Source organism: Serratia sp. NCCP-200 (assembly GCF_059697885.1).
Genome location: NZ_BAAKUJ010000001.1, coordinates 911,730 through 935,379, shown reverse-complemented (window position 1 = coordinate 935,379; position 23,650 = coordinate 911,730). Strand labels below are relative to the sequence as shown.

General features: G+C 54.4%; 22 protein-coding genes. 4 read left to right on the top strand and 18 right to left on the bottom strand.

Features of this window, described 5'->3' with window-relative positions:
• Nucleotides 1-29: 29 nt before the first annotated feature.
• The 16 genes from AC6HVW_RS04330 to flhD all read right to left on the bottom strand — a co-directional run bounded on the left by AC6HVW_RS04330 (nucleotide 30) and on the right by flhD (nucleotide 17,159).
• Nucleotides 30-971: an Rpn family recombination-promoting nuclease/putative transposase gene (locus AC6HVW_RS04330; protein ID WP_437437120.1), complete on the bottom strand. Its 942-nt coding sequence runs from the start codon at nucleotides 969-971 to the stop codon at nucleotides 30-32.
• Between the two features lie 83 nt (nucleotides 972-1,054).
• On the bottom strand, nucleotides 1,055-1,456 hold the full coding sequence (locus tag AC6HVW_RS04325) for a flagellar protein FlhE (RefSeq protein ID WP_021180933.1): 402 nt from the start codon (nucleotides 1,454-1,456) through the stop codon (nucleotides 1,055-1,057).
• Nucleotides 1,456-3,534, bottom strand: a complete 2,079-nt coding sequence (gene flhA, locus AC6HVW_RS04320) for a flagellar biosynthesis protein FlhA (RefSeq protein ID WP_021180932.1) — start codon at nucleotides 3,532-3,534, stop codon at nucleotides 1,456-1,458. The genes AC6HVW_RS04325 and flhA overlap by 1 nt, the downstream gene beginning before the upstream one ends.
• Entirely contained in the window at nucleotides 3,527-4,669 is a 1,143-nt protein-coding gene (gene flhB, locus AC6HVW_RS04315) for a flagellar biosynthesis protein FlhB (RefSeq protein ID WP_024485790.1), read from the bottom strand. Before flhB ends, flhA begins: the two co-directional genes overlap by 8 nt.
• A gap of 154 nt (nucleotides 4,670-4,823) precedes the next feature.
• Nucleotides 4,824-5,468: a protein phosphatase CheZ gene (gene cheZ / locus AC6HVW_RS04310; RefSeq protein WP_021180930.1), complete on the bottom strand. Its 645-nt coding sequence runs from the start codon at nucleotides 5,466-5,468 to the stop codon at nucleotides 4,824-4,826.
• Between the two features lie 14 nt (nucleotides 5,469-5,482).
• Nucleotides 5,483-5,872, bottom strand: coding sequence for a chemotaxis response regulator CheY (gene cheY, locus AC6HVW_RS04305; protein ID WP_021180929.1), 390 nt, complete (start codon nucleotides 5,870-5,872; stop codon nucleotides 5,483-5,485).
• Between the two features lie 49 nt (nucleotides 5,873-5,921).
• The gene (locus AC6HVW_RS04300; protein ID WP_021180928.1) at nucleotides 5,922-6,971 is read right to left on the bottom strand and encodes a protein-glutamate methylesterase/protein-glutamine glutaminase; all 1,050 of its coding nucleotides are present in this window, start codon (nucleotides 6,969-6,971) and stop codon (nucleotides 5,922-5,924) included.
• The gene (gene cheR, locus AC6HVW_RS04295; RefSeq protein WP_071680899.1) at nucleotides 6,971-7,843 is read right to left on the bottom strand and encodes a protein-glutamate O-methyltransferase CheR; all 873 of its coding nucleotides are present in this window, start codon (nucleotides 7,841-7,843) and stop codon (nucleotides 6,971-6,973) included. The genes AC6HVW_RS04300 and cheR overlap by 1 nt, the downstream gene beginning before the upstream one ends.
• 21 nt (nucleotides 7,844-7,864) lie before the next feature.
• Entirely contained in the window at nucleotides 7,865-9,496 is a 1,632-nt protein-coding gene (locus AC6HVW_RS04290; RefSeq protein ID WP_071680900.1) for a methyl-accepting chemotaxis protein, read from the bottom strand.
• 88 nt (nucleotides 9,497-9,584) lie between these two features.
• Nucleotides 9,585-11,252, bottom strand: coding sequence for a methyl-accepting chemotaxis protein (gene tsr / locus AC6HVW_RS04285; protein ID WP_071680901.1), 1,668 nt, complete (start codon nucleotides 11,250-11,252; stop codon nucleotides 9,585-9,587).
• 360 nt (nucleotides 11,253-11,612) lie between these two features.
• Nucleotides 11,613-12,113 carry a chemotaxis protein CheW gene (gene cheW, locus AC6HVW_RS04280; protein WP_059201117.1) on the bottom strand — a complete coding sequence of 167 codons (501 nt, stop codon included), beginning with the start codon at nucleotides 12,111-12,113 and terminating at the stop codon, nucleotides 11,613-11,615.
• A 31-nt stretch (nucleotides 12,114-12,144) separates the two neighbouring features.
• Entirely contained in the window at nucleotides 12,145-14,112 is a 1,968-nt protein-coding gene (gene cheA / locus AC6HVW_RS04275; RefSeq protein ID WP_497569279.1) for a chemotaxis protein CheA, read from the bottom strand.
• Between the two features lie 4 nt (nucleotides 14,113-14,116).
• Nucleotides 14,117-15,193 carry a flagellar motor protein MotB gene (motB, locus tag AC6HVW_RS04270; RefSeq protein WP_071680903.1) on the bottom strand — a complete coding sequence of 359 codons (1,077 nt, stop codon included), beginning with the start codon at nucleotides 15,191-15,193 and terminating at the stop codon, nucleotides 14,117-14,119.
• Nucleotides 15,190-16,080, bottom strand: a complete 891-nt coding sequence (motA, locus tag AC6HVW_RS04265; RefSeq protein WP_021180921.1) for a flagellar motor stator protein MotA — start codon at nucleotides 16,078-16,080, stop codon at nucleotides 15,190-15,192. The genes motB and motA overlap by 4 nt, the downstream gene beginning before the upstream one ends.
• Nucleotides 16,081-16,224: 144 nt before the next feature.
• Complete coding sequence (gene flhC / locus AC6HVW_RS04260) at nucleotides 16,225-16,809, bottom strand: flagellar transcriptional regulator FlhC (protein ID WP_021180920.1); 585 nt, start codon at nucleotides 16,807-16,809, stop codon at nucleotides 16,225-16,227.
• Complete coding sequence (flhD, locus tag AC6HVW_RS04255) at nucleotides 16,809-17,159, bottom strand: flagellar transcriptional regulator FlhD (protein ID WP_071680904.1); 351 nt, start codon at nucleotides 17,157-17,159, stop codon at nucleotides 16,809-16,811. Before flhD ends, flhC begins: the two co-directional genes overlap by 1 nt.
• Before the next feature lie 1,349 nt (nucleotides 17,160-18,508).
• Here flhD and ydgT point away from each other — a divergent pair.
• The 3 genes from ydgT to curA all read left to right on the top strand — a co-directional run bounded on the left by ydgT (nucleotide 18,509) and on the right by curA (nucleotide 20,755).
• Nucleotides 18,509-18,724 (top strand): transcription modulator YdgT, encoded by a 216-nt coding sequence (ydgT, locus tag AC6HVW_RS04250; protein WP_021180917.1) that lies wholly within the window; start codon nucleotides 18,509-18,511, stop codon nucleotides 18,722-18,724.
• Between the two features lie 153 nt (nucleotides 18,725-18,877).
• Nucleotides 18,878-19,288: a universal stress protein UspC gene (gene uspC / locus AC6HVW_RS04245; RefSeq protein ID WP_071680905.1), complete on the top strand. Its 411-nt coding sequence runs from the start codon at nucleotides 18,878-18,880 to the stop codon at nucleotides 19,286-19,288.
• 435 nt (nucleotides 19,289-19,723) lie between these two features.
• The gene (gene curA / locus AC6HVW_RS04240; RefSeq protein ID WP_071680906.1) at nucleotides 19,724-20,755 is read left to right on the top strand and encodes an NADPH-dependent curcumin/dihydrocurcumin reductase; all 1,032 of its coding nucleotides are present in this window, start codon (nucleotides 19,724-19,726) and stop codon (nucleotides 20,753-20,755) included.
• 55 nt (nucleotides 20,756-20,810) lie between these two features.
• Here curA and kynA read toward each other — a convergent pair whose 3' ends face one another.
• Nucleotides 20,811-21,653 (bottom strand): tryptophan 2,3-dioxygenase, encoded by an 843-nt coding sequence (kynA, locus tag AC6HVW_RS04235; protein ID WP_071680907.1) that lies wholly within the window; start codon nucleotides 21,651-21,653, stop codon nucleotides 20,811-20,813.
• A gap of 179 nt (nucleotides 21,654-21,832) precedes the next feature.
• Nucleotides 21,833-22,600 (bottom strand): phytanoyl-CoA dioxygenase family protein, encoded by a 768-nt coding sequence (locus AC6HVW_RS04230; protein WP_497569290.1) that lies wholly within the window; start codon nucleotides 22,598-22,600, stop codon nucleotides 21,833-21,835.
• Nucleotides 22,601-22,773: 173 nt separating this feature from the next.
• On the opposite strand from AC6HVW_RS04230, the gene AC6HVW_RS04225 reads away from it, so the two are divergent.
• Complete coding sequence (locus tag AC6HVW_RS04225; RefSeq protein ID WP_071680908.1) at nucleotides 22,774-23,601, top strand: helix-turn-helix transcriptional regulator; 828 nt, start codon at nucleotides 22,774-22,776, stop codon at nucleotides 23,599-23,601.
• Nucleotides 23,602-23,650: the final 49 nt, after the last annotated feature.

Sequence of the window (23,650 nt, the reverse complement as noted above, 5' to 3'; positions counted from 1 at the left end):
CAGCTAACACCGGCTATTTCCCACAGATGTTAGTGGTGAAGTTGTGCCAAATCGTCTGCGGAAAGGCCGGTTAATTTCATCACTACAGCACGGTCAAAGCCATCGGCCAGCATGGCACTCGCAATGTTCAAGACGGTTGCCCGTGCCTGTTCCATACCCTTCTCAATACCTTGTTCGATACCTTGCTCCATGCCTTTCTTGAAGCCTTTTTGCTCGAGATATTCTGCAATGGTCATCAATTCCTCCTCGTGCCGTGGCGTACGACGGGCCAACTCACGGATCAGCTTATCCGGTTCGGTCGTGTTCCCCACCTGCAACATGTAGTTCACCAACGAGATCAATTGCTCATTGGTAGTGTACCCAAACGATAATAATGTGACCAGTCGTTCCTTTATTTCGAATAGGTCACGCTGGCGCACGTGTTTTTGCAGCAGTTCCAAGATAGCCATACGGCGTTGCTGCATGATGTCATCGTCCGGTATGACGGTGACGTCAACCAATGGGAAATGTCCAGCATAAAGTTGCCTGGCCAAATCAGGTTCACTGAATTCTTCCAGCCAGCTCATCGAATAGGGATAAGGCGTCACCTGGCCGTGATAAAACAGGGTTGGGATCACTAGGGGAAGTTGATCGTAACCCGTATCAAGGTGGCGTTGCATTGCAGCGATCGCATAACGTATTAAACGAAATGCCATATGCTTATCAGGGCTGCTTTGGTGTTCGATCAAAACGCATACATACGCGTCTCCCCTCTCAGTACGTAATGAGTAGAGCACGTCAGAGTAACTGGCTCGCAGATCGCTTTCGATAAAACTGCCGGATTCAAGTTTTAGCGTACTCAAATCGCAATATTGCAGCAAGACCGACGGCAGGTGTAACTCCAGAAAGTCTCTGGCCGTGTCTGGGTTAGTGAGGAACTTTTTAAATACCGCGTCATGCGATACAGAGGTGGTTTTTTTCATGTTGGTCATCCTGGACTTAACATGAAAAAACCTACCACAGGCTTTTATTACTTCACATTACTGCCGCCTTAATGCTGGATCCGACTCGCAACTCATTGGTAATTCACAATCACCTGATTAGAGATCGCCCGCAGCGGAGGGTTTAGCGCGCCGCGAGACTTCACGTAATAAATGAAGCGGAACTCGCTGTCTGCGGGAATACCGTTGAAAGCCTCACTACGGCCACTGCCCGCGCCGAGCGGTAGGCAGCGTGACGAGGTGCAAAGCTGTACCTCTAATCCGGCAGGCGCCCCTGCCAGCAACTGATAACGCCAGCTTACACTGGTCACCCGAGCCTCGGCCGCCGGTGGATTAGCTGGCCGCAGGCTGGGGGAGACATCACGCACGCTCCCCGTTTCCAGCGTGACGCCGCTGGCATCGGCGGCCCAAGACCCCGACACCGCCTGCGCTGCCAGCGGAGCGAACAACACCAACAAAGGAAGGAAAGCTTTCATCAGGCGGCTCCTATGGTTGAGGTCATGCGGATCTGACGCTCATCGTTGATTTCCAGGTTCGACAGCACCACCAACTGCGGCAAGGTACGGCGCAGGAAGCGCGCCAGCAGGGCACGTAACGCGTGGTTTACCAGCAGCACAGGCGGTGCACTGAGCATTTCCTGACGTTGCAGCGCCTGCCTGGCCTGATCCAACAAGCGGTCCGCCAACCCAGGTTCAAGACCTCCGCCCCCTTGCAGGGCCTGCAACAGCAGGCGCTCAAGCGGCGTATCCAGACCAATGACCTGGATCTCACCGTTACCCGGGAACCACTGCTGAGTGATGGCCCGCCCAAGGGCCACGCGCACCACGGAGGTCAGTTCGAAAGGATCGCTTTGCGTTGGCGCATGTTCCGCCAGCGTTTCGATAATGGTGCGCATATCGCGAATCGACACCCGCTCGGCCAGCAGATTCTGTAGCACCTTGTGCAGCGTAGTCAGCGAAACTACGCCAGGCACAAAATCTTCCGTCAGCTTCGGCATCTCCTGCGAAACACGATCCAACAGTTGCTGGGTTTCCTGGCGACCAAACAGCTCGCTGGCAAACTGACCAAGCAAATGGTTGAGGTGAGTGGCAACAACGGTGCTGGCTTCCACCACCGTGAACCCCTGGATCTGCGCCTGTTCACGCAGTGCGCTATCGATCCACACCGCCTCCAGCCCGAAGGCCGGATCGACGGTTTTGTCACCGGCCAGCTCACCCACCGCATTGCCCGGATTTATCGCCAGCCAGCGCCCCGGATGTGCCTCACCGCTACCGATCTCCACCCCTTTCATCAGAATGCGATAACTGGCCGCCGACAGTTCGAGGTTGTCGCGAATATGCACCACCGGTGGCAAATAGCCCGTATCCTGAGCGAATTTTTTACGGATGCCACGAATACGTCCCAGCAGTTCGCCGTTTTGCTGAAAGTCCACCATAGGGATCAGGCGGTAACCGACTTCCATGCCCAACGGATCCTCCAGCTGTACATCAGACCAACTGGCCTCTACCGCCTGCGGATTTTCCTGCGGCAGCGGCGGTTCTTTAACTTTCGGCGCCTGCTGTTCACGCCCGCGCAGCCGCCAGGCCAACGCCAGCAGTGCCGCCGTAAACAGCAGGAACACCAGGTTTGGCATACCCGGAACCATCCCCAACAGCCCCAACACCGCAGCACTCAACACCATCACGCGCGGATTGTTGAACAACTGGTTGACCATCTGCTCGCCAACGTCCTCATCGGTCGCTACGCGGGTGACGATCACACCGGCCGCCGTCGAGATCACCAACGCAGGGATCTGGGCGACCAGGCCATCACCGATGGTCAGCAAGGTATAGGTTTCAGCCGCGGTACCCAACTCCATGCCGTGCTGGATCACGCCGACCAACAGGCCGCCTACTACGTTAATCACCATGATCATCAAGCCTGCTACCGCGTCACCGCGCACAAACTTGCTGGCACCGTCCATCGAACCGTAGAAATCCGCTTCCTGCGTCACTTCGGAACGGCGCTTTTTAGCCTCGTCTTCGCCGATCAGCCCGGCGTTCAGATCGGCATCGATCGCCATCTGTTTGCCCGGCATCCCATCAAGGACAAAACGCGCACCCACTTCGGCAATACGCCCGGCCCCTTTGGTGATCACCATAAAGTTGATCAGCACCAGGATGATAAACACCACGATACCGATGGCGAAGTTACCACCCACCAGGAAGTGACCGAACGCTTCAACCACCCGCCCCGCCGCAGCCGCGCCGGTATGCCCCTCCATCAGGATGATCCTCGTGGAAGCGACGTTCAACGATAGGCGTAACAGGGTTGAGAACAGCAGGATGGTTGGGAATGCGGCGAACTCCAGCGTCCGCTGGGTAAACATCGCCACCAACAGCACCATGATCGACAAGGCAATATTGAAGGTAAACAGCAGATCGAGGATAAATGCCGGTAATGGCAGCACCATCATCGACAGGATCATCAGGATCAGTATCGGGCCAGCCAGCACCTGCCACTGCGTATCTTTAAAATTACCCGGCAAACGAAGCAGGGAGGCCAAATTAGCCATCTGAGTTATTCTCTCCAGCAAAATCCAGTGCTTCCGGCACCGGTAAACGTTGAGGTTTTTTCGGGATCAGGCCACCTTCACGCTGCCAACGGCGCAGCTGGTAGACCCAGGCCAGGACCTCGGCCACGGCGGCATACAAGGTCGTGGGAATGTGTTGCCCAATCTCACTGTGACGGTATAGCGCCCGCGCCAGCGGCGGAGCTTCCAGGGTCGGGATACGGTGTTCGTTCGCCAATTCACGGATACGCAAGGCAATCTCCCCTGCCCCTTTGGCAAGGACTTTTGGCGCACTCATGTTCTTGTCGTTGTATTGCAATGCCACGGCGTAATGTGTCGGGTTGGTGACAATCACGTCGGCCTTCGGCACGTCGGACATCATGCGGCGGCGAGAGATGGCCCGCTGTTGCTGGCGAATACGCCCTTTGACATGGGGATCGCCCTCCTGCTGCTTGTGTTCGTCGCGGATTTCCTGCTTGGTCATCTTCAATTTCTTGAAGTGGCTCCATAGCTGATAAAACACGTCGAAGGCCACCATCGGCACCAACCCAAGGACGATCAACATACCGCAGAAAATCACGATCTGTAGCGCATTGCGCAGTGCATCCTGCGGCTGCTGCGTAACCAGATGCAGCATCGCCGCCCAGTTGTGCCACAGGTAAAGACCGGCCACCCAACCCACCAGCGTCGCTTTGAGAATGGCCTTCAGCAACTCTGCCAGCACCTGGGTGGAGAACATCCGTTTTAATCCGGAGATCGGGTTCATGCGCTTGGCATCAAACTTAAGGCTAAAGCCCACGCCGCCCAGTAGCATCGGGGCCGACAGCGCCACCAGCACCAATCCGGCCAGGATCGGCATCAGCGCCCACACCGCTTGACGCAGTAACATCGCAAACTGGCGCAGCATCTGCTTATCGTTGCTGACCATGTTGTGATCAAAATGCAGTCCTTCCGATAACATCCTCGCCAACTGTTGCGCCATATGGCCACCCGCGACCCACAAGATCGACAACCCCGCAATCAGCATCAGGATCGAGGTCAGCTCGCGCGAACGCGCAATCTGGCCCTCTTCACGCGCCTTTTCCAGCCGGTGGGGTGTGGGGGCCTCAGTTTTTTCCATATCACTGTCTTCGGCCAAGGCGAGGGTTCCCATTGCGTGCGAAGAATAGAATTGCCGCCAGCATGCCAAAAAAATGCGGATTTCATTGCGGGAACAACGGCGCAAAAGGCCGGTTATTTCGGGGATGGGCTAGCGAAAAGATTTAGGGCGCAGTGTGCGCCCTAATAAATGATCAAAAACCCAGGCTGTCGAGCAGATCGTCCACCTGGGCCTGATTGGCAATTACGCCAGCCCCGTTCTGATCCAACTGCGGGCCATTGAGCAGGCTGTCGTTCGGCCTTTTCTCTTTGGCTGGCTGATCCGGGATGTTTTCCATCAGTACCATCAGCAGTTGCTTTTCAATCTCCTGCACCACGTCCATCATGCGCTTGATCACCTGGCCGGTGAGATCCTGGAAATCCTGCGCCATCATGATCTCCAGCAACTGGGCGTTGGTGAATGCGGTGTGCTCCGGCACCCGATCCAGATACTGACGGGTATCCGTCACCAGTGAGCGGGCATCAGCCAGCTCAATGGGGTTGGCAAACCACTCGTCCCAGCGCCCTTTTAGCATATTGGCCTGCGACTCCAACTCCGCCTGGCGGGGTTGTGCCGCTTCCACGCAGTTGAGCGCTCGTTCCGCCGCCTGCGCCGTCATGGTGACCACATAATCAAGACGGTCGCGTGCGTCCGGGATCGCTTCGGCAGCCTGAGCGATAGCCTGATCTAGCCCCAGCTCACGCATGCTGTCACGCAGCATGCGGGTCAGTTGACCGATACGGGAGATGATCTCACCCGCTGTCGCTGCATCGCTGGCAGGCATTGGAATATCTCTCATCGCCCTCTCCTTTTTTACATGCCCAGTTTTTCAAAGATCTTGTTGAGCTTCTCTTCCAGCGTCGCCGCCGTGAAGGGTTTCACCACGTAACCGCTGGCACCCGCCTGAGCGGCAGCAATAATGTTCTCTTTCTTGGCTTCCGCCGTCACCATCAATACCGGCATTGACGCCAGCGCGCCGTCAGCACGGATGGTTTGCAGCAGCTCAAGGCCATCCATGTTCGGCATATTCCAGTCTGATACCACGAAATCGAAGCTGCCGGCGCGCAGTTTGTTCAACGCATCCGCCCCGTCTTCCGCCTCTTCGACGTTGTTAAAACCCAGTTCTTTCAGCAAATTTCTGACGATGCGGCGCATGGTGGAAAAATCATCCACCACCAGAAATTTAAGGTTTTTGTCTGCCATTATTGCTCCTAAGGTTAATCGTTTTTGCCCCGAGGTTCGGGGCATAACATCAAATACGCAGCGCCTGACCACCCGCGATCTGCGCCAACATGCGTTGGCTCATGCGCTCCAATTCCACTACTTCATTGACTCCGCCGGTGGCAATAGCCTCACGTGGCATGCCAAACACCACACAGCTGGCTTCGTTCTGCGCCAGGGTGTACGCCCCGGCACGGTGCATTTCCAGCATGCCTGCCGCACCGTCATTCCCCATGCCGGTGAGGATCACCCCCACCGCATTGCGCCCGGCAAACTGGGCCACCGAGCGGAACAGCACATCGACCGAAGGACGATGCCGGTTCACCGGCGGGCCATCATGCAGCCGAACCTGATAGTTGGCGCCGCTGCGCGTCAGCTCCAGATGACGATCTCCCGGCGCGATATAGGCATGGCCCGGCAAGACGCGCTCGCCGTCTTCGGCTTCTTTCACCGTGATCTGGCACAGCTTGTTGAGCCGCTCGGCAAATGAACGGGTAAAGCCTGGCGGCATATGCTGGGTGATCAATAACGCCGGGCTGGTAGCCGGTAACGGCTGCAAGACGTGGCGGATTGCCTCAGTCCCCCCGGTAGATGCCCCGATAGCGATCAGCTTCTCACTGCTCAACAACGGCGTATGGCTGAGGATCTCCGGAGCCGGTGCCGTTGAACGCTGTGGCAGTCGCGCCTTGGCCGCCGTGCGGATTTTTTCGGCAATCAACTCGCTATAGGCCAGCATGCCTTCGCGGATCCCGAGTTGCGGCTTGGTGACAAAATCCACCGCGCCCAGTTCCAACGCCCGTAGGGTGATCTCCGATCCCTTTCCGGTCAGCGACGACACCATCACCACCGGCATCGGCCGCAGGCGCATCAGTTTCTCCAGAAAATCCAGCCCGTCCATACGCGGCATTTCGACGTCCAGCGTCAGCACCTGCGGGTTGAATTTCTTGATCAGATCGCGAGCCACCAGCGGATCGGGGGCGGTCGCCACCATCTCCATATCGGGATGGCTATTGACAATCTCGGTCATCAGCTGCCGCATCAGGGCAGAGTCGTCTACGCTTAATACGCTGATTTTATTCATTACCTCTCCTTGGTCAGGCCATACACGGTCTGCCCACGCAAGTAGAAATCCCGGCTGATCTGGCTGAAGTTTTCGGAATGGCCGGCAAACATCAGGCCCCCCGGTTTAAGCAGCGGCACAAAGCGCCGCAAAATGCGCTCTTGTGTTTCCTTGTCGAAATAGATCATCACGTTACGGCAAAATATCGCATCAAACTGCCCCGGCAACGCCCATTCAGGGGCCAGCAGATTGAGCGGCTGAAAGTGCACCTGTGCCGCCAGTTCTGGCCGAACCCGTACCAGACCATGGTGAGGCCCGGTCCCTCGCAGGAAATAACGCTGCATCTGCGCCGGTGTCAGGGTGCGCAGATCTTCCTGGCGATACACCCCCGCTTCGGCCTTTTCCAATACCTGAGTATCAATATCGCTGGCCCACACCTGCGTCCCCGTCGCACGCTGCCCTAGCGCCTCATTCAAGGTAATGGCGATCGAGTAAGGCTCTTCACCGGTCGAGGCGGCGGTACTCCACACGCTGTAACCATTGGGACGCGAACGCGCATGTTCCGCCAGGATCGGAAAATGGTGCGCCTCACGGAAAAACGCCGTCAGGTTGGTGGTCAGGGCGTTGACGAATGCCTGCCACTCGGCGCTGTTGCTATCGCTTTCCAACAACACCAGATAGCTACCAAAATCGGGTATTCCCAGCAGCCGCAGACGACGCACCAGACGGTTGTAAACCATCTCGCGTTTGTGCTCTGCCAGCACAATACCGGCACGCTGATAGATCAACTGGCTGATCCGTCGGAAATGCACATCCGACAGGGGCAACCGTTGCACCATCTGTGTCAGCAAAGACGCAGGCTCTTTATTAGTGGATGAGGATGAGCCACTCATAACCCTTCACCCGAGTTGTTGTTACTTGCTATACAATTCGACACTAGTTGCTTCCTTTGCCACTGATAAAACTCCGTTGTTAAGGCTGTCTGATAAGGTGATGTTGTCGTCCGCCAGGCGGAATACCGCTACCGCATCGGCCAGCGTAATCGCCTGCTCTTCCAATGCCGCCGCCGCAGAGGCCGCTTGTTCCACCAGCGCGGCGTTCTGTTGCGTCACCTGATCCATCTGGGTCACGGCCTGAGTGACCTGCTCGATACCGCGGCTTTGCTCATCGGAAGCCGAGGAGATCTCGCCCATAATGTCGGTAACGCGGGTCACCGAACGCACGATATCCTTCATCGTGGCACCGGAGTCTTCAACCAGCACCGACCCTTGCTTAACACGGCCAACCGACTCATCGATCAGCACTTTGATTTCTTTCGCTGCCTGAGCGCTACGCTGAGCCAGATTGCGCACCTCTGCGGCCACCACGGCAAAACCACGCCCTTGTTCCCCCGCCCGCGCAGCTTCAACCGCCGCGTTCAACGCCAGGATGTTGGTCTGGAAGGCAATACCGTCGATCACGCTGGTAATGGCACCAATTTTCTGCGAGCTGCTGGCAATATCGTGCATGGTGGTGACCACCTCGTCGGCCATTTCCCCGCCCTTGGCAGCGGTGGCTGAAGCATCGCGCGCCAGCTTTGAGGCCTGGCGGGCATTGTCGGCGTTCTGTTTCACCGTGGCGGTTAACTGCTCCATGCTGGCGGCTGATTCTTCCAGCGATGCGGCTTGCTGCTCGGTGCGGGAAGAGAGATCGTTATTGCCTTCCGAAATCTCCTGTAGCCCGATCAGGATCGACTCGGCGCCTTCGCGCACCGCGCCGACTGTGCCAATCAACGAGTTCTGCATGCGGTGCAGGCTGGCAAACAACATGCTGATCTCGTTGCGGCCATACACCTGGATCGGCGTGGCCAGGTTGCCGTCGGCGATACGGTCAAAGTGGCTGCGCATAATATTCAGCGGCTGAACCAACATATTGCGTAACCACCACATGGCGCTGGCGGTCACCAGGATCAGCATCAGCACTGCGCCGCACACCAGCCAACCGGCCAGCGTGAAGGAGCGCTGGTTGGCCGCATTGGCCTGGGCGATATTTTCGTTGACCAGTTGCAGGTACTGGACGAAGTCGGCTTCGAAAAGGTCCTGCATTTTCTGTGTAGGTTGACCCATAAAGCCCTGCAGGTTGCCGCCCTCCAGGAAGACAATCAGTTCGCGCAGCGCACCGCGTAGCCGCTCATAGCTGGCTTGGGTGGTTTCTGTCAGTTGCTGCTCCTGGTCGCTGTTACGCGAGACGGCCAGGAACTGATTAAAATAGAGATCGGCTTTCTGCAACGAACTGCGGGCGTTGCCCATCAGCGCATCGACCTGTTCTTGCGGTACTTTCAGCGCTGCACGGGTGCCAGCCCGGTTCAAGGTGTTACGTGCCTGTAGCAGGGAAACCCAGCTCAGGCTGAGGGCATCACGCTGCTGGCTACCCAGACTAATCAGATTAAGATTGTGGTTATCGGAGCGGGAAGCGGTATACGACAAGCCGGTGCTAACCAGTTGCATCAGGCAAAAGGTCAGCAGTAATAAAAACAGACTGGTAGAGATACGGACTCGGTTAAACACGATAAACCTCCAGGTAGCCGCGGATTAACACGACTTAGGACGGAAAAAAGGGCCACGATCTCGCAGGGAGAACGCAGCCCAATGCCGGTTAGAACGTTTCCCAGTTCTCCTGCGGATCGCTGGCGTTCATTTTTTTATGATTGATTACCGGGGTAACGACTTTACTGCTGGCGGATGCCTTGAACTCGTTTTGGCCTTCCGCTTTCAGTCGGAATACCGCAACGGACTGGGTCAAGCGGCTGGCCTGCTCTTCCAGAGCTGCCGCCGCAGAGGCCGATTCTTCGACCAAAGAGGCGTTCTGTTGAGTGACTCGATCCATTTCGGCAACCGCTTGGCCAACCTGATCGATACCACGGCTCTGCTCGTCGGAGGCCGAAGCGATTTCACCCATGATGTCGGTGACGCGGGTGACGGCATTGACGATATCGCCCATGGTTTCACCGGCGCTTTCCACCAGCACCGAGCCCATATCAACGCGGCTAACCGAGTCTTCAATCAGGCCTTTGATCTCTTTGGCTGCCTGCGCGCTGCGGCTTGCCAGGTTGCGTACTTCACCGGCAACCACGGCAAAACCACGGCCCTGTTCACCGGCACGGGCAGCTTCAACTGCCGCATTCAACGCCAGGATATTGGTCTGGAAGGCGATGCCGTCGATCACGCTGGTAATGTCGGCAATTTTCTGCGAGCTGCCAGCGATGTCGTGCATGGTTTGCACCACGTTGGCGACCACTTTGCCGCCTTTCTGCGCGGTTTCTGAGGCGCTCAACGCCAGTTGGCTGGCCTGACGGGCGTTTTCGGCGTTCTGTTTCACCGTCGCGGTCAATTGCTCCATGCTGGCGGCGGTTTCTTCCAGCGAGGCGGCCTGCTGTTCGGTACGGGAAGAGAGATCGTTGTTACCTGCGGCAATCTCGGAAGCACCGCTATAGATGGCATCGGCCCCCTGACGCACGCCGCTGACGGTGTCGATCAGTTCGCCTTGCATATGTCTGAGGCTGGCTGCCAGCACGCCCATTTCGTTGCGGCTGTTGACGTCGATTTGGTGAGTCAGATCGCCTGCGGCGATCAGTTTGATGTGCTCAATCATACGATTGAGTGGGCGCACCAGAATATGGTGGATGCCGAACCAGACCATGGCGATCACCGCAACCACCAATACCAGCACCACGACCAGCGTCCACACGGCGAATTCGAAAGAGCTGTCGCCATCTTCGACTGCGATCTGGTATAGCTTGTCGTTCTGAGTCAGGTAGCGGTTATAGAGCTGTTCAAATTCAGTCTGATAACGCTGAGTGGGCTGTTCAAAGAAGGCGTCCAGCTTGCCGTCACCCAACAGCGGGATCAGTTCCGACAGCGCAGTGTGCAACGTGGTATAGCGTTGCTTGAGTTCGTCTGCCGCTGCGGCATCCTGGCGAGCATCCAGAGGGATTTTTTCATAGGCAGCGTAGTGCTGTTCCGCCATGCTCAAGGTTTTTTTCGCCGAGACCAGCAGTTCATCAACTGTGGCACCGGTGCCCGCTTTATTGAGGTCCATCATGTAGCGGATCCCGGCACGATTGAGGGTATTGCGGGTTTGCAGCAAGTTTACCCAGCTTTCATTCAGTTCTGACTGCTGCTGTCGGATAGTTTGCAGTACGGTAAAATTTTCTTTGTTATCTTTCAGCGAAGTGAAAAACAGCCCACCGGAAACCAGCTGCAAGGCACCGAATAACACCAGCACCAGCAATAAGCTGGTGACCACCTTCATACGATTAAACATTTTTACCCTTCTTGGAAGCCCGCACAGACAAGCGCTGTGTACGTTAACTGTCTGGGTTATCGGCGTGGCAGAAGAGAACTTTAAGAAAAATCTGTAACTATTTTTTTGTATTGTGCGGAGGATAAGATTTTAGCTCGGCGAAGGGATGGCCCCTCACCCTAACCCTCTCCCACAGGGAGAGGGAACAGAACGTGCTACAACTTTATACCTGTGCCCTGATTTAAAGTGCCGCAAATTGAATTGCGTACTTATTCACATCACCGTGCCAGCTCCCTCTCCCTGTGAGATAGGGTTGGGGTGAGGGGACCTGACGCCAATACGCCTCACCAATTACACCATCACACACAGCAACTTAGTCAATCAGGCGCTTTTCGCTACGCTATCCACCAGCGACATCTCTTCACTGCTCAGCAGCTTTTCGATATCCACCAGGATCAGCATACGTTCACCGAGCGACCCCAGACCGGTGAGATATTCCGTCGCCAGCGTAACCGCGAACTCAGGGGCTGGGCGGATCTGATCCGTCGTTAACGACAGCACATCAGACACGCCATCCACCACGATACCCACCACCCGCTGGCCAAAGTTCAGCACGATCACCACGGTGTTTTCATCATAAGAGACGTCCTGCTGGGCAAACTTCACGCGCAGATCGATAATCGGCACGATCACCCCACGCAGATTGGTCACGCCCTTGATAAACGCCGGGGTGTTGGCGATGCGCGTTACCTGATCGTAACCGCGGATCTCCTGAACCTTGAGGATATCAATGCCATACTCTTCGTTACCCAAGGTAAAAATCAGGAACTCCTGACCTACCGTTTCGCCCGCCAGTTTGCTGACGGCTGCCAGTCCTGCCATTTCGATCACCTTTAAATCAGTCGGTTAATAATTATGCGGCAGCGTCCGTCAGACGCTTTTCCCGGTTCAGCGTTTGCAGCGCTGAAACATCTACAATCAGCGCCACGCTGCCATCCCCCAGAATGGTGGCAGCCGAAATGCCCGGCACCTTGCGGTAATTGCTTTCCAGATTTTTCACCACCACCTGGTGCTGACCGATCAACTGATCGACCAGCAGCGCATAGCGGCGGCCTGCACTTTGCAAAATCACCACAATGCCCTGAGTGGCTTCGGTTTTGGCCCCGTCAACCTCAAACACCCGATACAGCTCGACCAGAGGCAGATACTCACCGCGTACCTGAAGCACACGCTCCCCACCGGCCAGCGGATGCAAATCCTCGGCCTGCGGTTGCAATGACTCCATTACGGCATTCAATGGCAGAATGAACACTTCCTCATTCACCTTGACCGACATGCCATCAAGAATGGCCAGCGTCAGCGGCAGTAAAATGCGGATTGAGGTGCCCTTCCCAGCCTGGAAATGGATTTCGACATGGCCCCCCATCTCCTGAATATTTCGCTTCACCACGTCCATGCCCACTCCGCGCCCGGAGACGTCAGTCACCTGCTCGGCGGTGGAGAAACCCGGGGCAAAGATCAGCATGCCGACCTCTTCATCGCTCATGTTGTCACTCACCGCTAGCCCCTGCGAAGCAGCCTTGGCGAGAATTTTCTGGCGATTGAGACCGGCACCGTCATCGGTGACCTCAATGCAGATATTGCCGCCCTGATGTTCGGCGGACAGGATCAGACTACCGACTTCGGCCTTACCGGCGGCCAGGCGTGCAGCAGGTTCTTCAATTCCGTGATCCAGGCTGTTACGCACCAGGTGCGTCAGCGGATCGATAATGCGTTCAATCAGGCTCTTATCCAGTTCGGTAGAGCTACCGCGTAGCGTCAACTCCACCTGCTTGTCCAGCTTACTGGCCAGATCGCGCACCAGGCGCGGGAAACGGCTGAAAACGTACTCCATCGGCATCATTCGGATCGACATCACCGACTCTTGCAGATCGCGAGCGTTACGCTCCAACTGGCTCATGCTGTTGAGCAGATCGCCGTGGTTGACCGGATCCAGGGAGCCGGAACGTTGCGCCAGCATCGACTGAGTGATCACCAATTCCCCCACCAGGTTGATCAGTTGATCGACCTTTTCTACTGCCACGCGGATACTGGTGGATTCGCTAGCCTTGGCTTTGGGCTTTGGCGCCTCAGCCACCGTAGCAGGCGAGGTAGGTGTGACAACGGCCGCGGGTTCCGGCGTGCTGATCTTCTCCACGATCTTCGGCGGCGTGGAAAAGGCAATCTGCTCCGGTTCCAGCACAAAGCACAATACCGCACTGATATCCTCCTCACTGGCAGAGGTCAGTAAAGTGACCTCCAAGCTGGTCTCGGTCTGCTGCGGGTTTTCCACCTCGCCCAGATTGCCCAACTCTTCCAGCATCAGCGGAATTTCATTCGGCTTCAGGCCGCTCAGGTTGATCCGCATCCCGCCTTCAATCGCAGCCGGAGCAGCAGCATGAACTACCGGTGAGGTTACCGTTACCGCCGCCGCAGGAGCATCCTGCTGTTGCGCTTCCAAAGCCAACTGCCGCAACGCCTGACAAATATACTCAAAGCTCTCGCTATCAGGCTGTTGCGACGTTTTATAGGCGTCCAGTTGCTCCTGCATAATGTCTTTGGTTTCCAGAAACAGGTTGATAATTTCGGTGCTCAGGCTCATTTCCTGACGCCGGGCACCGTCCAGCAAATTCTCCAGCAGGTGGGTAGTTTCCTGCAGCACGCTAAAGCCGAAGGTAGCTGCCCCGCCCTTGATCGAGTGGGCAGCGCGGAAAATCGCGTTCAGTGGTTCAATATCCGGGGCCAGCGGGTCCAGCTCCAACAGATGTTGCTCCATATCGGCCAGCAGCTCGTCTGCCTCATCAAAAAAGGTCTGATAAAAAGCGCTAATGTCCATGCTCACGGGGTCACCTCTGCTGTGAGTCGCTGTTAGTCGGTGAAGTGGCGGAAGGTGCCGCCGGAATAGCCGCTGTCGGCCCGGTGTCTGCGGCTTTCACCGCTGCCGGAGGTTGCTCTGGCGTGCCCTGCGTTGCCGGCAGTTCGGCGGTTGGAGCAGGCGGCGACGGCGGTAATTCCGGTGTCGCTGTAGCCGGTGCCGTCGCCTGCGGAGCCAACTGCTTCAGGCCTTCTGGCTGATCGATTTCCGTAGCGCTGCTCTCCGCATTCTCGTGTTCTATCCCCTGCTGGGTTGCTTTGTTCAGCACCAGAATGGTGATCCGCCGGTTAACCGCATCATCACCGCCGTGCTGTTTCAGGTTCATGGTCGAGGCCATCCCAACCACCCGCAATACTTTGCCTTCGGCCAAACCACCGGCGATCAGTTCACGCCGCGAGGCATTGGCACGATCGGCGGACAGCTCCCAGTTGCTGTAATAGCGCTCACCGGTAGCATAAGGCAGATCGTCGGTATGGCCCGACAGGCTGATTTTGTTCGATAATCCATTGAGGATCGGCGCTATCCCGCGCAGGATATCGCGCATATAGCTTTCCACCTGTGCGCTACCGGTCTTGAACATCGGCCGGTTCTGGCTATCGATAATTTGAATGCGCAATCCTTCGTCCATCATGTTGATCAGCAAATGCGGCCGCAGCGCTTTCAGGCGCGGGTCCGACTCAATCAGCTCATCGAGTTTCTCGCGCAGCTTGTTCAGACGCAGCTCTTCTGCACGCTTTTCCGGTGAATCCATCTGCTTTTTGACCAACCCTTGCTGCTGGGTTGGATCGTCCCCACCACCCGGGATTGGGCTGCTTTCCGAGCTGCTCTTGTCGCCGCTGGTCAGCGCCACCTTCAGTGGGGTACGGAAATATTCGGCTATCTGCGTCAACTCCTGCGGGCTGGCAATCGCCAGCAGCCACATCACCAGAAAAAACGCCATCATCGCCGTCATAAAGTCGGCATAAGCAATCTTCCAGGAGCCGCCGTGATGACCGGCATGATGGGCTTTGCGTTTTCTGACCAGAATAACCGGGTGATTCTGTTTCATGCGTCCTGCTCTTCCGTCGCCTGCTGTGCCGGGGCTTTCACCTTACGCACATGCTCTTCCAACTCAATGAAGGAAGGGCGCTCCGTGGTGTACAACGTTTTACGGCCAAACTCGACCGCGATCTGTGGGGCATAACCATTCAAACTCGACAGCAAGGTGACCTTGATGCACTGCATCATCTTGGTGGTTTCGGCACTCTTCTGGCGCAGTAAAGTAGCCAGCGGGGAGATGAACCCATAGGCCAACAGAATGCCGAGGAAAGTGCCCACCATCGCATTGGCGATCAATGCCCCCAATTCCGCCGCTGGCCGGTCAGCCGAAGCAAGTGCGTGCACTACCCCCATCACGGCAGCCACGATGCCGAAAGCCGGCAACGAATCGCCGACCATCGCCAGGCTCCCTGCGGGTACCTCACTTTCCTGTTCGAAGGTTTCAATCTCTTCATCCATCAGCGCCTCGATCTCAAAGGCGTTCATATTGCCGCTCACCATGAGTCGCAAATAGTCGGTAATAAATTCCACCAAGTGGTTATCGGCAAGAATGCGCGGATAATTAGAGAAAATTTCGCTTTCCTGCGGATTATCGATATCAAACTCAAGCGACAACATGCCCTGCTGGCGGGATTTGGCCATCAGCCGATACAGCAGCGCCATTAGATCCATATACAGTTCTTTGTTGTATTTTGAGCGGCGCATCAGCTTGGGAAGAGCGCGTAGCGTGGATTTGATCGCTTTACCGTTGTTGCCGACGATAAAGGCTCCCACACCAGCTCCCCCGATGATCAAAAATTCGGCAGGCTGATAGAGTGCGCCGAGGTGACCCCCGACAATCATATAGCCGCCAAACACGGTTCCCAGAACCACGAGATAACCCAAAATAACTAGCACACGTATTCCTTAAATTCACAATATGGGTGGAAGGTGAGTCAGCGCGGGTGAAATTAGGCAACAGCGCGTGTCGCCCAGAGAGCCCGGAGTACCGAGCCCTTGAGTTTCACCAGTCTGTGTTGCTGTATAAGCCTGCAAGCAGGCTCAGACTGCGCGTTTAACCTGCTCTTCCAGCAGTTGTGGAATAATATCGGCCAATTGCGGCGAAAGTTTACGTCTTTTTACTGCGCGGGATGGGGGTTGGCATAAACTGCAGACAAAACTGTTAAGCGGCTGGTGCGCATGGGTGATAAAAGCCCCACCACAGCAGCTGCAGGCGGATAGCTGCAACATACCGCTGTCGACAAAACGCACTAGCGTCCAGGCTCGTGTCAGCGCCAGCAACGGGGGTTCGCCTGGCTGCTGCGGACACTGTTCCAAATACAGTCGATAGGCTTTGACCACGGCTTCAACCCCGTGGCACTGACCGCATTTGAGTAGGAACTGATAAGCATTGAAAAACATCGACGAATGGATGTTTTGCTCCCAGGTCATGAACCAGTCGGTCGAGAATGGCAGCATCCCTTTGGGCGGCGGACTGCCGCGTAATTCTTTATACAGTTTGATCAATCGCCCACGGCTAAGCTGCGTTTCGCTCTCCAACATCTGCAAGCGCGCGCCCAGCGTGATCAGTTCCATGGCGAGTTGAATGTCCTTGGCTTCCTGAACAATACTTTTCTCACTCATCATCAGGCTCTTTTCTTCGTCACACTACCGCCTTTACCCGATAGTTCTTGGAGTAAATGGCTCGATAGCAGAATGCCGGTGTGGATCTGTTGCAGATCGTCCACGCGAGATTCTTTCGTCAGGTGCTCGATAGTATTGTGGTCGTTGAAACGGAAGTGACAAACCAGCTGATTAGTTTCTGCCAGTTTTACCATTTGTGGTAACGTGAGTTGCGACAGCGCATCCGCCATTGAGTTATCAATACCCAGACGGAACATTGCCGACGCTTTTTCATCGTTAATCAGACGCTGTGCCAGAAGCAAATATGACAAATTAATGTCATAAATATGTTTAAGTAGTTCAGACGTACCCATATTCCCATCCCGACAGACTATGTTTAAAAACATACGCTGGGTGATAAATTATCGCCCATGACCTGGGTTCATTCCCAAAGTTGGCAAACAAATCCCTGTACGCCAGCCGCGATAACTGCGCGACTATACACATTTCGGGTTGTTACTCAGTATTTTGATACACATGCAATTGCATGTATGGATATACAGCATCCTGCTTCAAAAGTGTATTTTTCGTAAGACGATTTTTACAAAAATAATAAGATTAATCTTAATAACAGCGCAACTCTACCCCCGATCACTTAGCCCACACAACGTAAGCGACCTGCAATTTTAAAAACAATGTGACGTAGATCACAAAAATAAAAAATATCGGCCTTAAAAAGGCCAAAATATGACCACTTATTGACCTCCAAGCTGTGCAATAAACACGCTAAAGTAAGAAAAGGTCTTAAAAACCAGGTTTTATAGCCTAAAAATACGCGTTTTTAGATCAATTCGAACAAAAGCTTAACTAAAGCCAAATCACAGAGAAAAAATCTGCCACCCTGCCACCAGAGCAGCTTAAAATACTGATTGTCATTTAAAACCAGCTCCTTATGAATAAAATTACCCGCTAAAACATCCTCGACTGAAAAGTAAGATTTAACTTGGGTCGCTGTTTCAATTTTAGACAGAGCAACTCATGCGGTTAAAGGTGCAGTATTTTGGGCTGAACAAGTTAACAGAAGTAACAATGTGTTTCGTGGTAAGGGAGTCGACAGGGGGGCAAGTCAGAAAAAATAATGCCAACTAGCGTTGCTCAGCAAGGAAAGTCGCAAATTGATTTTTACTTAGCATTTTAATTATTATTTAAGATATCCGACCTATTATATGGAAAATTCCCAATCCCTATGACGAAGATCAAAAAGTGCATTAGGTCATCTATGCTTTATTGTCTAGCTATTTCTTCAGCGCTGACGAGATTATGCTGAGCCTTACACCTCTTCAGCCAAAATTTTGAATGCGAACAATGAAAATACTTCTGGCATCCACTTTACGCCGTTGACGCCAAAACCACTGCCATTATCATTTTCTTTGCTATAGGCAAAGAAACGTAGCGCTATGCTGGCAAACGTCTCCTAAGCCAATAAGGTAAGATTCCCCCTAATTGACAGTTTATCTGTCAAGATATATTGCCCAGATGCTCGGCACATATTATCATCCGGGGATGCCTCCTCCCCTACCAGGGGTATTTTGGCTAAGCGTGTACCATTTACTCACTTTTCTTTTATTTTGCCTAGCGACATCTGTTCATCTTGTGGCGATTTCTGCGAATATGTGAGATTTTTCTTTCCGCTTTAATACTATTAATAGGCTATGTTTTAACTATGACAAGTACGATCGATTACCTGATGACGTTTCGCAAATGTTCCAGCCTGGACAGTCTGGAAAAAGTCTACGACAAGCTAAATTACTCACTGACGGACGACAATGAAATGAGCAACATGTACCGTGCTGCGGATCATCGCCGTGCGGAACTGGTCTCTGGCAAACTGTTTGACCTAGGCAAAGTGCCAAAGTCACTCTGGGCACAGGTGCTTTAATCCCCGAGACAGTGATGCGCGCATCTTTTTATCTTTTATGGCGGGATCTCTTCCTTGCCCTGGGGTTTAGCGTTGCGCGTGATACAAACCACATTTATTGCGCAGGCATTGCTCTACCCTTTAAGCACACATTCAGGCAAACGGGAGTAGAACATGGGATATCACAACGTTCTGGTTACGGTGGCGGTCGCAGCGGACAGCCACCGGCTGGTAGAGAAAGCCGTCTCCATCGTGCGTCCCTGCGATGGGAGAATCACGCTAGTCAGCATCATTGCCAATGCCGAGATTTTCCCCGCCCCCATGCTGGGTGACCTGCGTGCGCTGATGGAGGAAGAGACGCTGTTGTTCATGGAAGAACTGTGCCTACGGGCAAACTATCCCAATATCGCTACGCGGATCATCCACGGCGAGTTGGGCGACTGCCTAGCCTACGCCAACCAGAAGCAACCCTTTGATCTGGTCATCTGTGGCAACCATAGCGATAGCATGATGAATAAAGTGGCCTGCTCCGCCGCGCGCTTTATCAATACCAGCAGCATTGACGTGCTGATCGTTCCGCTATAACGCACAGTCATCACCTCCAGTTGGCTATTCAAGGTGGACCGCTTTTTTCTTCTAACAAATTAAGTGGGTCGTAAGCAATACCTGCTCGCCAATGAAGCATCGCTTATTTTACAATTTCCTCTTAATATCATCATCAGCGTCAATATATGATATCGGAATTATCGCAACCCCATCAATATACCCAATATCAAATATCACTGTTACCTATGGTTAACAACCAGATTTCGCTCGTTATTTTTCATCACGATATAAGAAAGGGTTCAACGAGCATTCCGTCACCGCAACTATTACGCAATATTTTTCAACAAGGTTCCCGCTACGCTTTTTACGTTATCGTATAAGTGCGCACATAACGCTATTTCCACTGCGACAGATTCACTAGACTAGCCAGTACCTGAACGCCTTTCGTTCAACACCGTCGCCAAGGAGTCATCGATGTCTCAGCAAGCGCATAACCGCCGTTTTGTTTTAGCTTCACGCCCACACGGGGAACCGCAGGCAGACAATTTCCGCCTGGAAACCAGCCCCATCCCACAGCCCGCCGCCGGGCAGTTGTTGCTGCGCACGGTTTACCTTTCATTAGATCCCTATATGCGTGGCCGTATGAGCGATGCGCCCTCTTATGCCCCCCCGGTACAGATAGGCGAAGTGATGGTCGGCGGCACCGTATCCCGCGTGCAGGCTTCACAACATCCAGACTTTAACGTTGGAGATTGGGTGCTCGGTTACGATGGGTGGCAAAGTCATGCATTGTCGGACGGCAGCGGCCTGCGTAATCTGGGGGCCAAACTGGATCACCCTTCCCGGTTGCTTGGCGTATTAGGTATGCCTGGTTTTACCGCCTATATGGGGCTGCTGGATATCGGCCAGCCACAGGCGGGCGAAACCTTGGTGGTCGCGGCAGCCAGCGGAGCCGTAGGTTCCGTGGTAGGTCAGATTGCCAAGCTGAAAGGATGCCGCGTGGTAGGTGTTGCGGGTGGCGCAGAGAAATGCCGCTATGTGGTGGAAGAACTGGGATTTGATGCCTGTATCGATCACCGCTCGGCCGACTTTGCGGCCCAACTGGCAGCAGCCTGCCCCCAGGGTATCGATATCTACTATGAAAACGTCGGCGGCGCAGTATTCGATGCGGTTATTCCTTTGCTCAATACCAAGGCACGTATCCCCGTCTGCGGCATTATCGCCCACTACAGCGCGACCGAGTTACCGCCAGGCCCAGATCGCTTGCCGTTGTTACAAGGCCTGATCCTGCGCAAGCGCATCAAGATGCAGGGTTTTATCATCTTCGATGATTACGCAGAAAGCTTCGGCGAGTTTCTACAACAGATGGGGGAATGGGTCAGCCAGGGCAAGATCAAATTCCGCGAGGACATAGTCGACGGGTTGGAAAATGCCCCTCAGGCCTTTTTCGGTCTGCTAAAAGGGAAAAACTTCGGCAAACTGATTATCCGCGTCGCCGAGGAGTGATCCTCTGTTCAGGGCGCTATGCGCCCTGATACCGCTTCAAACCTAGACAAAGCAGTCAAACGCCAATCTCGGTGCGTACGTCTAACAGTTCCGGGAAAAAGGTCAACTCTAACGCCTTCTTCAAGAAGCTGACGCCGCTGGAGCCGCCGGTTCCCGATTTAAAACCAATGATCCGCTCGACCGTTTTCATATGACGAAAACGCCATAGATGGAAGCTTTCCTCAATATCCACCAGCTTCTCGGCCATTTCGTAGGCCGCCCAGTAGGTTTGCGGATTATCGTAAATCAGTTTAAACACCGGTAACAGCTCTGGATTGCGCTGGTAAGGCTGGGTCCAGTCTCGTTCAATGCATGCCTGAGGTACCGCAAGACCGTGGCGGGAAAGATAGCGAAGGAATTCGTCATACAGGCTCGGAGCTTCGAGGATCGCTTTCAACGCGGCATGCTTTGGCGCATCGTCACTGAAGACGGCCAGCATGGCAGCATTTTTGTTACCCAACAAAAACTCGATCGAACGATATTGATGAGATTGGAAACCTGAAGAGTTGCCCAGCACACCACGGAACTCCACATATTCCGACGGAGTCAGCGTTTCCAGCACCGCCCATTGCTCAAACAGCAAACGCTGGATCTGCTTTACCCTGGCCAGGATCTTGAAGCAGTGGCTGAGCTTATCCTGCTGCACCAGAGTCCTCGCCGCCTGCAGTTCGTGCAGCATCAGTTTCATCCACAGTTCCGAAGTCTGATGTTGCACCACAAACAGCATCTCATCATGATGCTGCGGGTTGGAAAGTGGCTGCTGACAATCCAGTAGTCGATCCAGGCACAGGTAATCACCATAGCTCATGCGCTTGGAAAAATCGGTAACGATGGCGCTTTCTAGTTCCCGCTGATTCATGTTCTCTCTCCGTGTCGCTCACGCCTTTGGCAAACGTGATGCGCGTTGCTGGTTCGCAAGTGAAGTGAAGACAATAGTCCATTACGGTAACATTAACGTAACAATTAACGAGAGCTGACTCGCAGATCCGGTGCTGACATTGGATTTAACGGGCGCAGCAGCGCCCCTACTCCGGATACTCAAAGCACATCCAGCAGCCATTTTTGCGCCGGGGTCAGTCGGCTGGCCGTTTCCTCCTTCAGCCAGCGGCGCTGGTCCTGCTGGGCGGTATCTGCACGGTCAATATAGAGTGCGTGCAACACCCGCCGCCGGGTACCGATCCTGTTCTGAGTCCCTCCATGCCAGGTGTGCGCGTTGTAGATCATCACGCTACCGGCAGGGGCTGCAAAGACAATTTCATCGGGATGTGCCAAGTCGGGATCGGCCAACACCTCTTCCGGCAGTTCCGGCCTCAGATGCGTTCCGGCGATGATCCGCGGCGCGCCATTTTCCGCACTTAGGTCGTCAATCGCCCATATCGCATTGATCAGGTGTACTTTGGGAAAATCGGGGCGCGGCTTTTTCCAATCGGCATGCAAGGGCTGATGGCCGCCGCCGTGCAAGGCTTCGCGGGCATTGAGGCTAGAGACCTTGAACTCACCGTTGAAAATATAGCGGCAGGCAGACAGGATCAGCGGGTGCGACCACACCTTTTCCCACACCACACCTTTATTCACCATGTTGGCAATGCGCGTTGCCGTCGCTTCCTGATGGTGCTCAATGGCCAGGTTATCCCCTTCTTTCTCCACCAGCTCATCAATAAGATTGCGCATCGCCACCAGCCAGTCAGGATCGGCCACGTTGTGCACCACGGTATACCCTAACGTATCAAGCTCCTGCTTCATCTGTGCCGTTAACTCGATGCTGGCTCCTAAAGCCTCCAGGTATATCTCGGATTGACGCTGCATCATGATTTCTCCATTTACTTTTTGATAACATAACGGCAAATTTACTGGAAGCCTGGGCCAAAAACAGGGGGCTTTTACTACGAAATACTGGACACAGATGTACTCCAAGCAAAAATGTGACTTGGGTCATAAATACGCCAAACCGTAACCGCCAAAGAGCACTGGAGATCGCGATGTCTGAAACGCTTGTTACCCTGCTTGAACAGCTGATTGCCCATCAGGATGCGATCCAGGTAAGGTTTCCTGAGCCCACTTTTCCCGCTCCGCCCTTGGCCTTCTGCGTGCCTTTTCCTCGGCTTGAGATAGTGCTCGAAGGGGAGGTCGAAGATCAGTGTCTACCTCTGGCAAATAACACGCTCTCCAGCTATCAGGTGCTTTATGTCCCTGCGGGCAAATGGAGTTTTCCGCAATGGACCCAGCCAGCCACCACGCTGAGCATCTTGTTTAGTAAGCAAAAGCTGGGTTTCAGCCTGCAAAGATGGGACGGGCAAGCGCTGTGTGAAACGCAAAAACAGCACGTTGCGCGGCGTGGGCCCAGAGTAGGCTCATACCTGCTGCTGGCGATGAATGAGGTGTTGCTGCAACCTGATGCATTGACCTCGCAGTTGATCTTTACCGGGTTGATCAGCCACTGCCTGGAACAGCTCGCAGGCCAGGGGCAAACCGTCAGTAAAAGCCAGGAGCTGCTGCTCGCCATACAGGATTACCTTGATGACCACGCCGGGTTGCCGTTAACACGGGAAGGCGTTGCCAAACGATTTCATATTACCCCTAACTATCTGTCCCACCTGTTCCAAAAGTCTGGCCCGGTTGGTTTCAATGAGTACATCACCGGGGTGCGCCTCGAGCGGGCAAAAAATCTATTGCGTGGCTATGATCTGAAAATCAAAGAGATCGCCCATAGCTGTGGGTTCGACGACAGTAACTATTTTTGCCGGATATTCAAAAAGCATACCGATCGTTCCCCCTCTGAATATCGCAGGCATTGCCGCAGCCTGTAGCAATATTGCTGATCGGCGTAGGGGGCCGCATGATGCAGCCCCCTTAAGA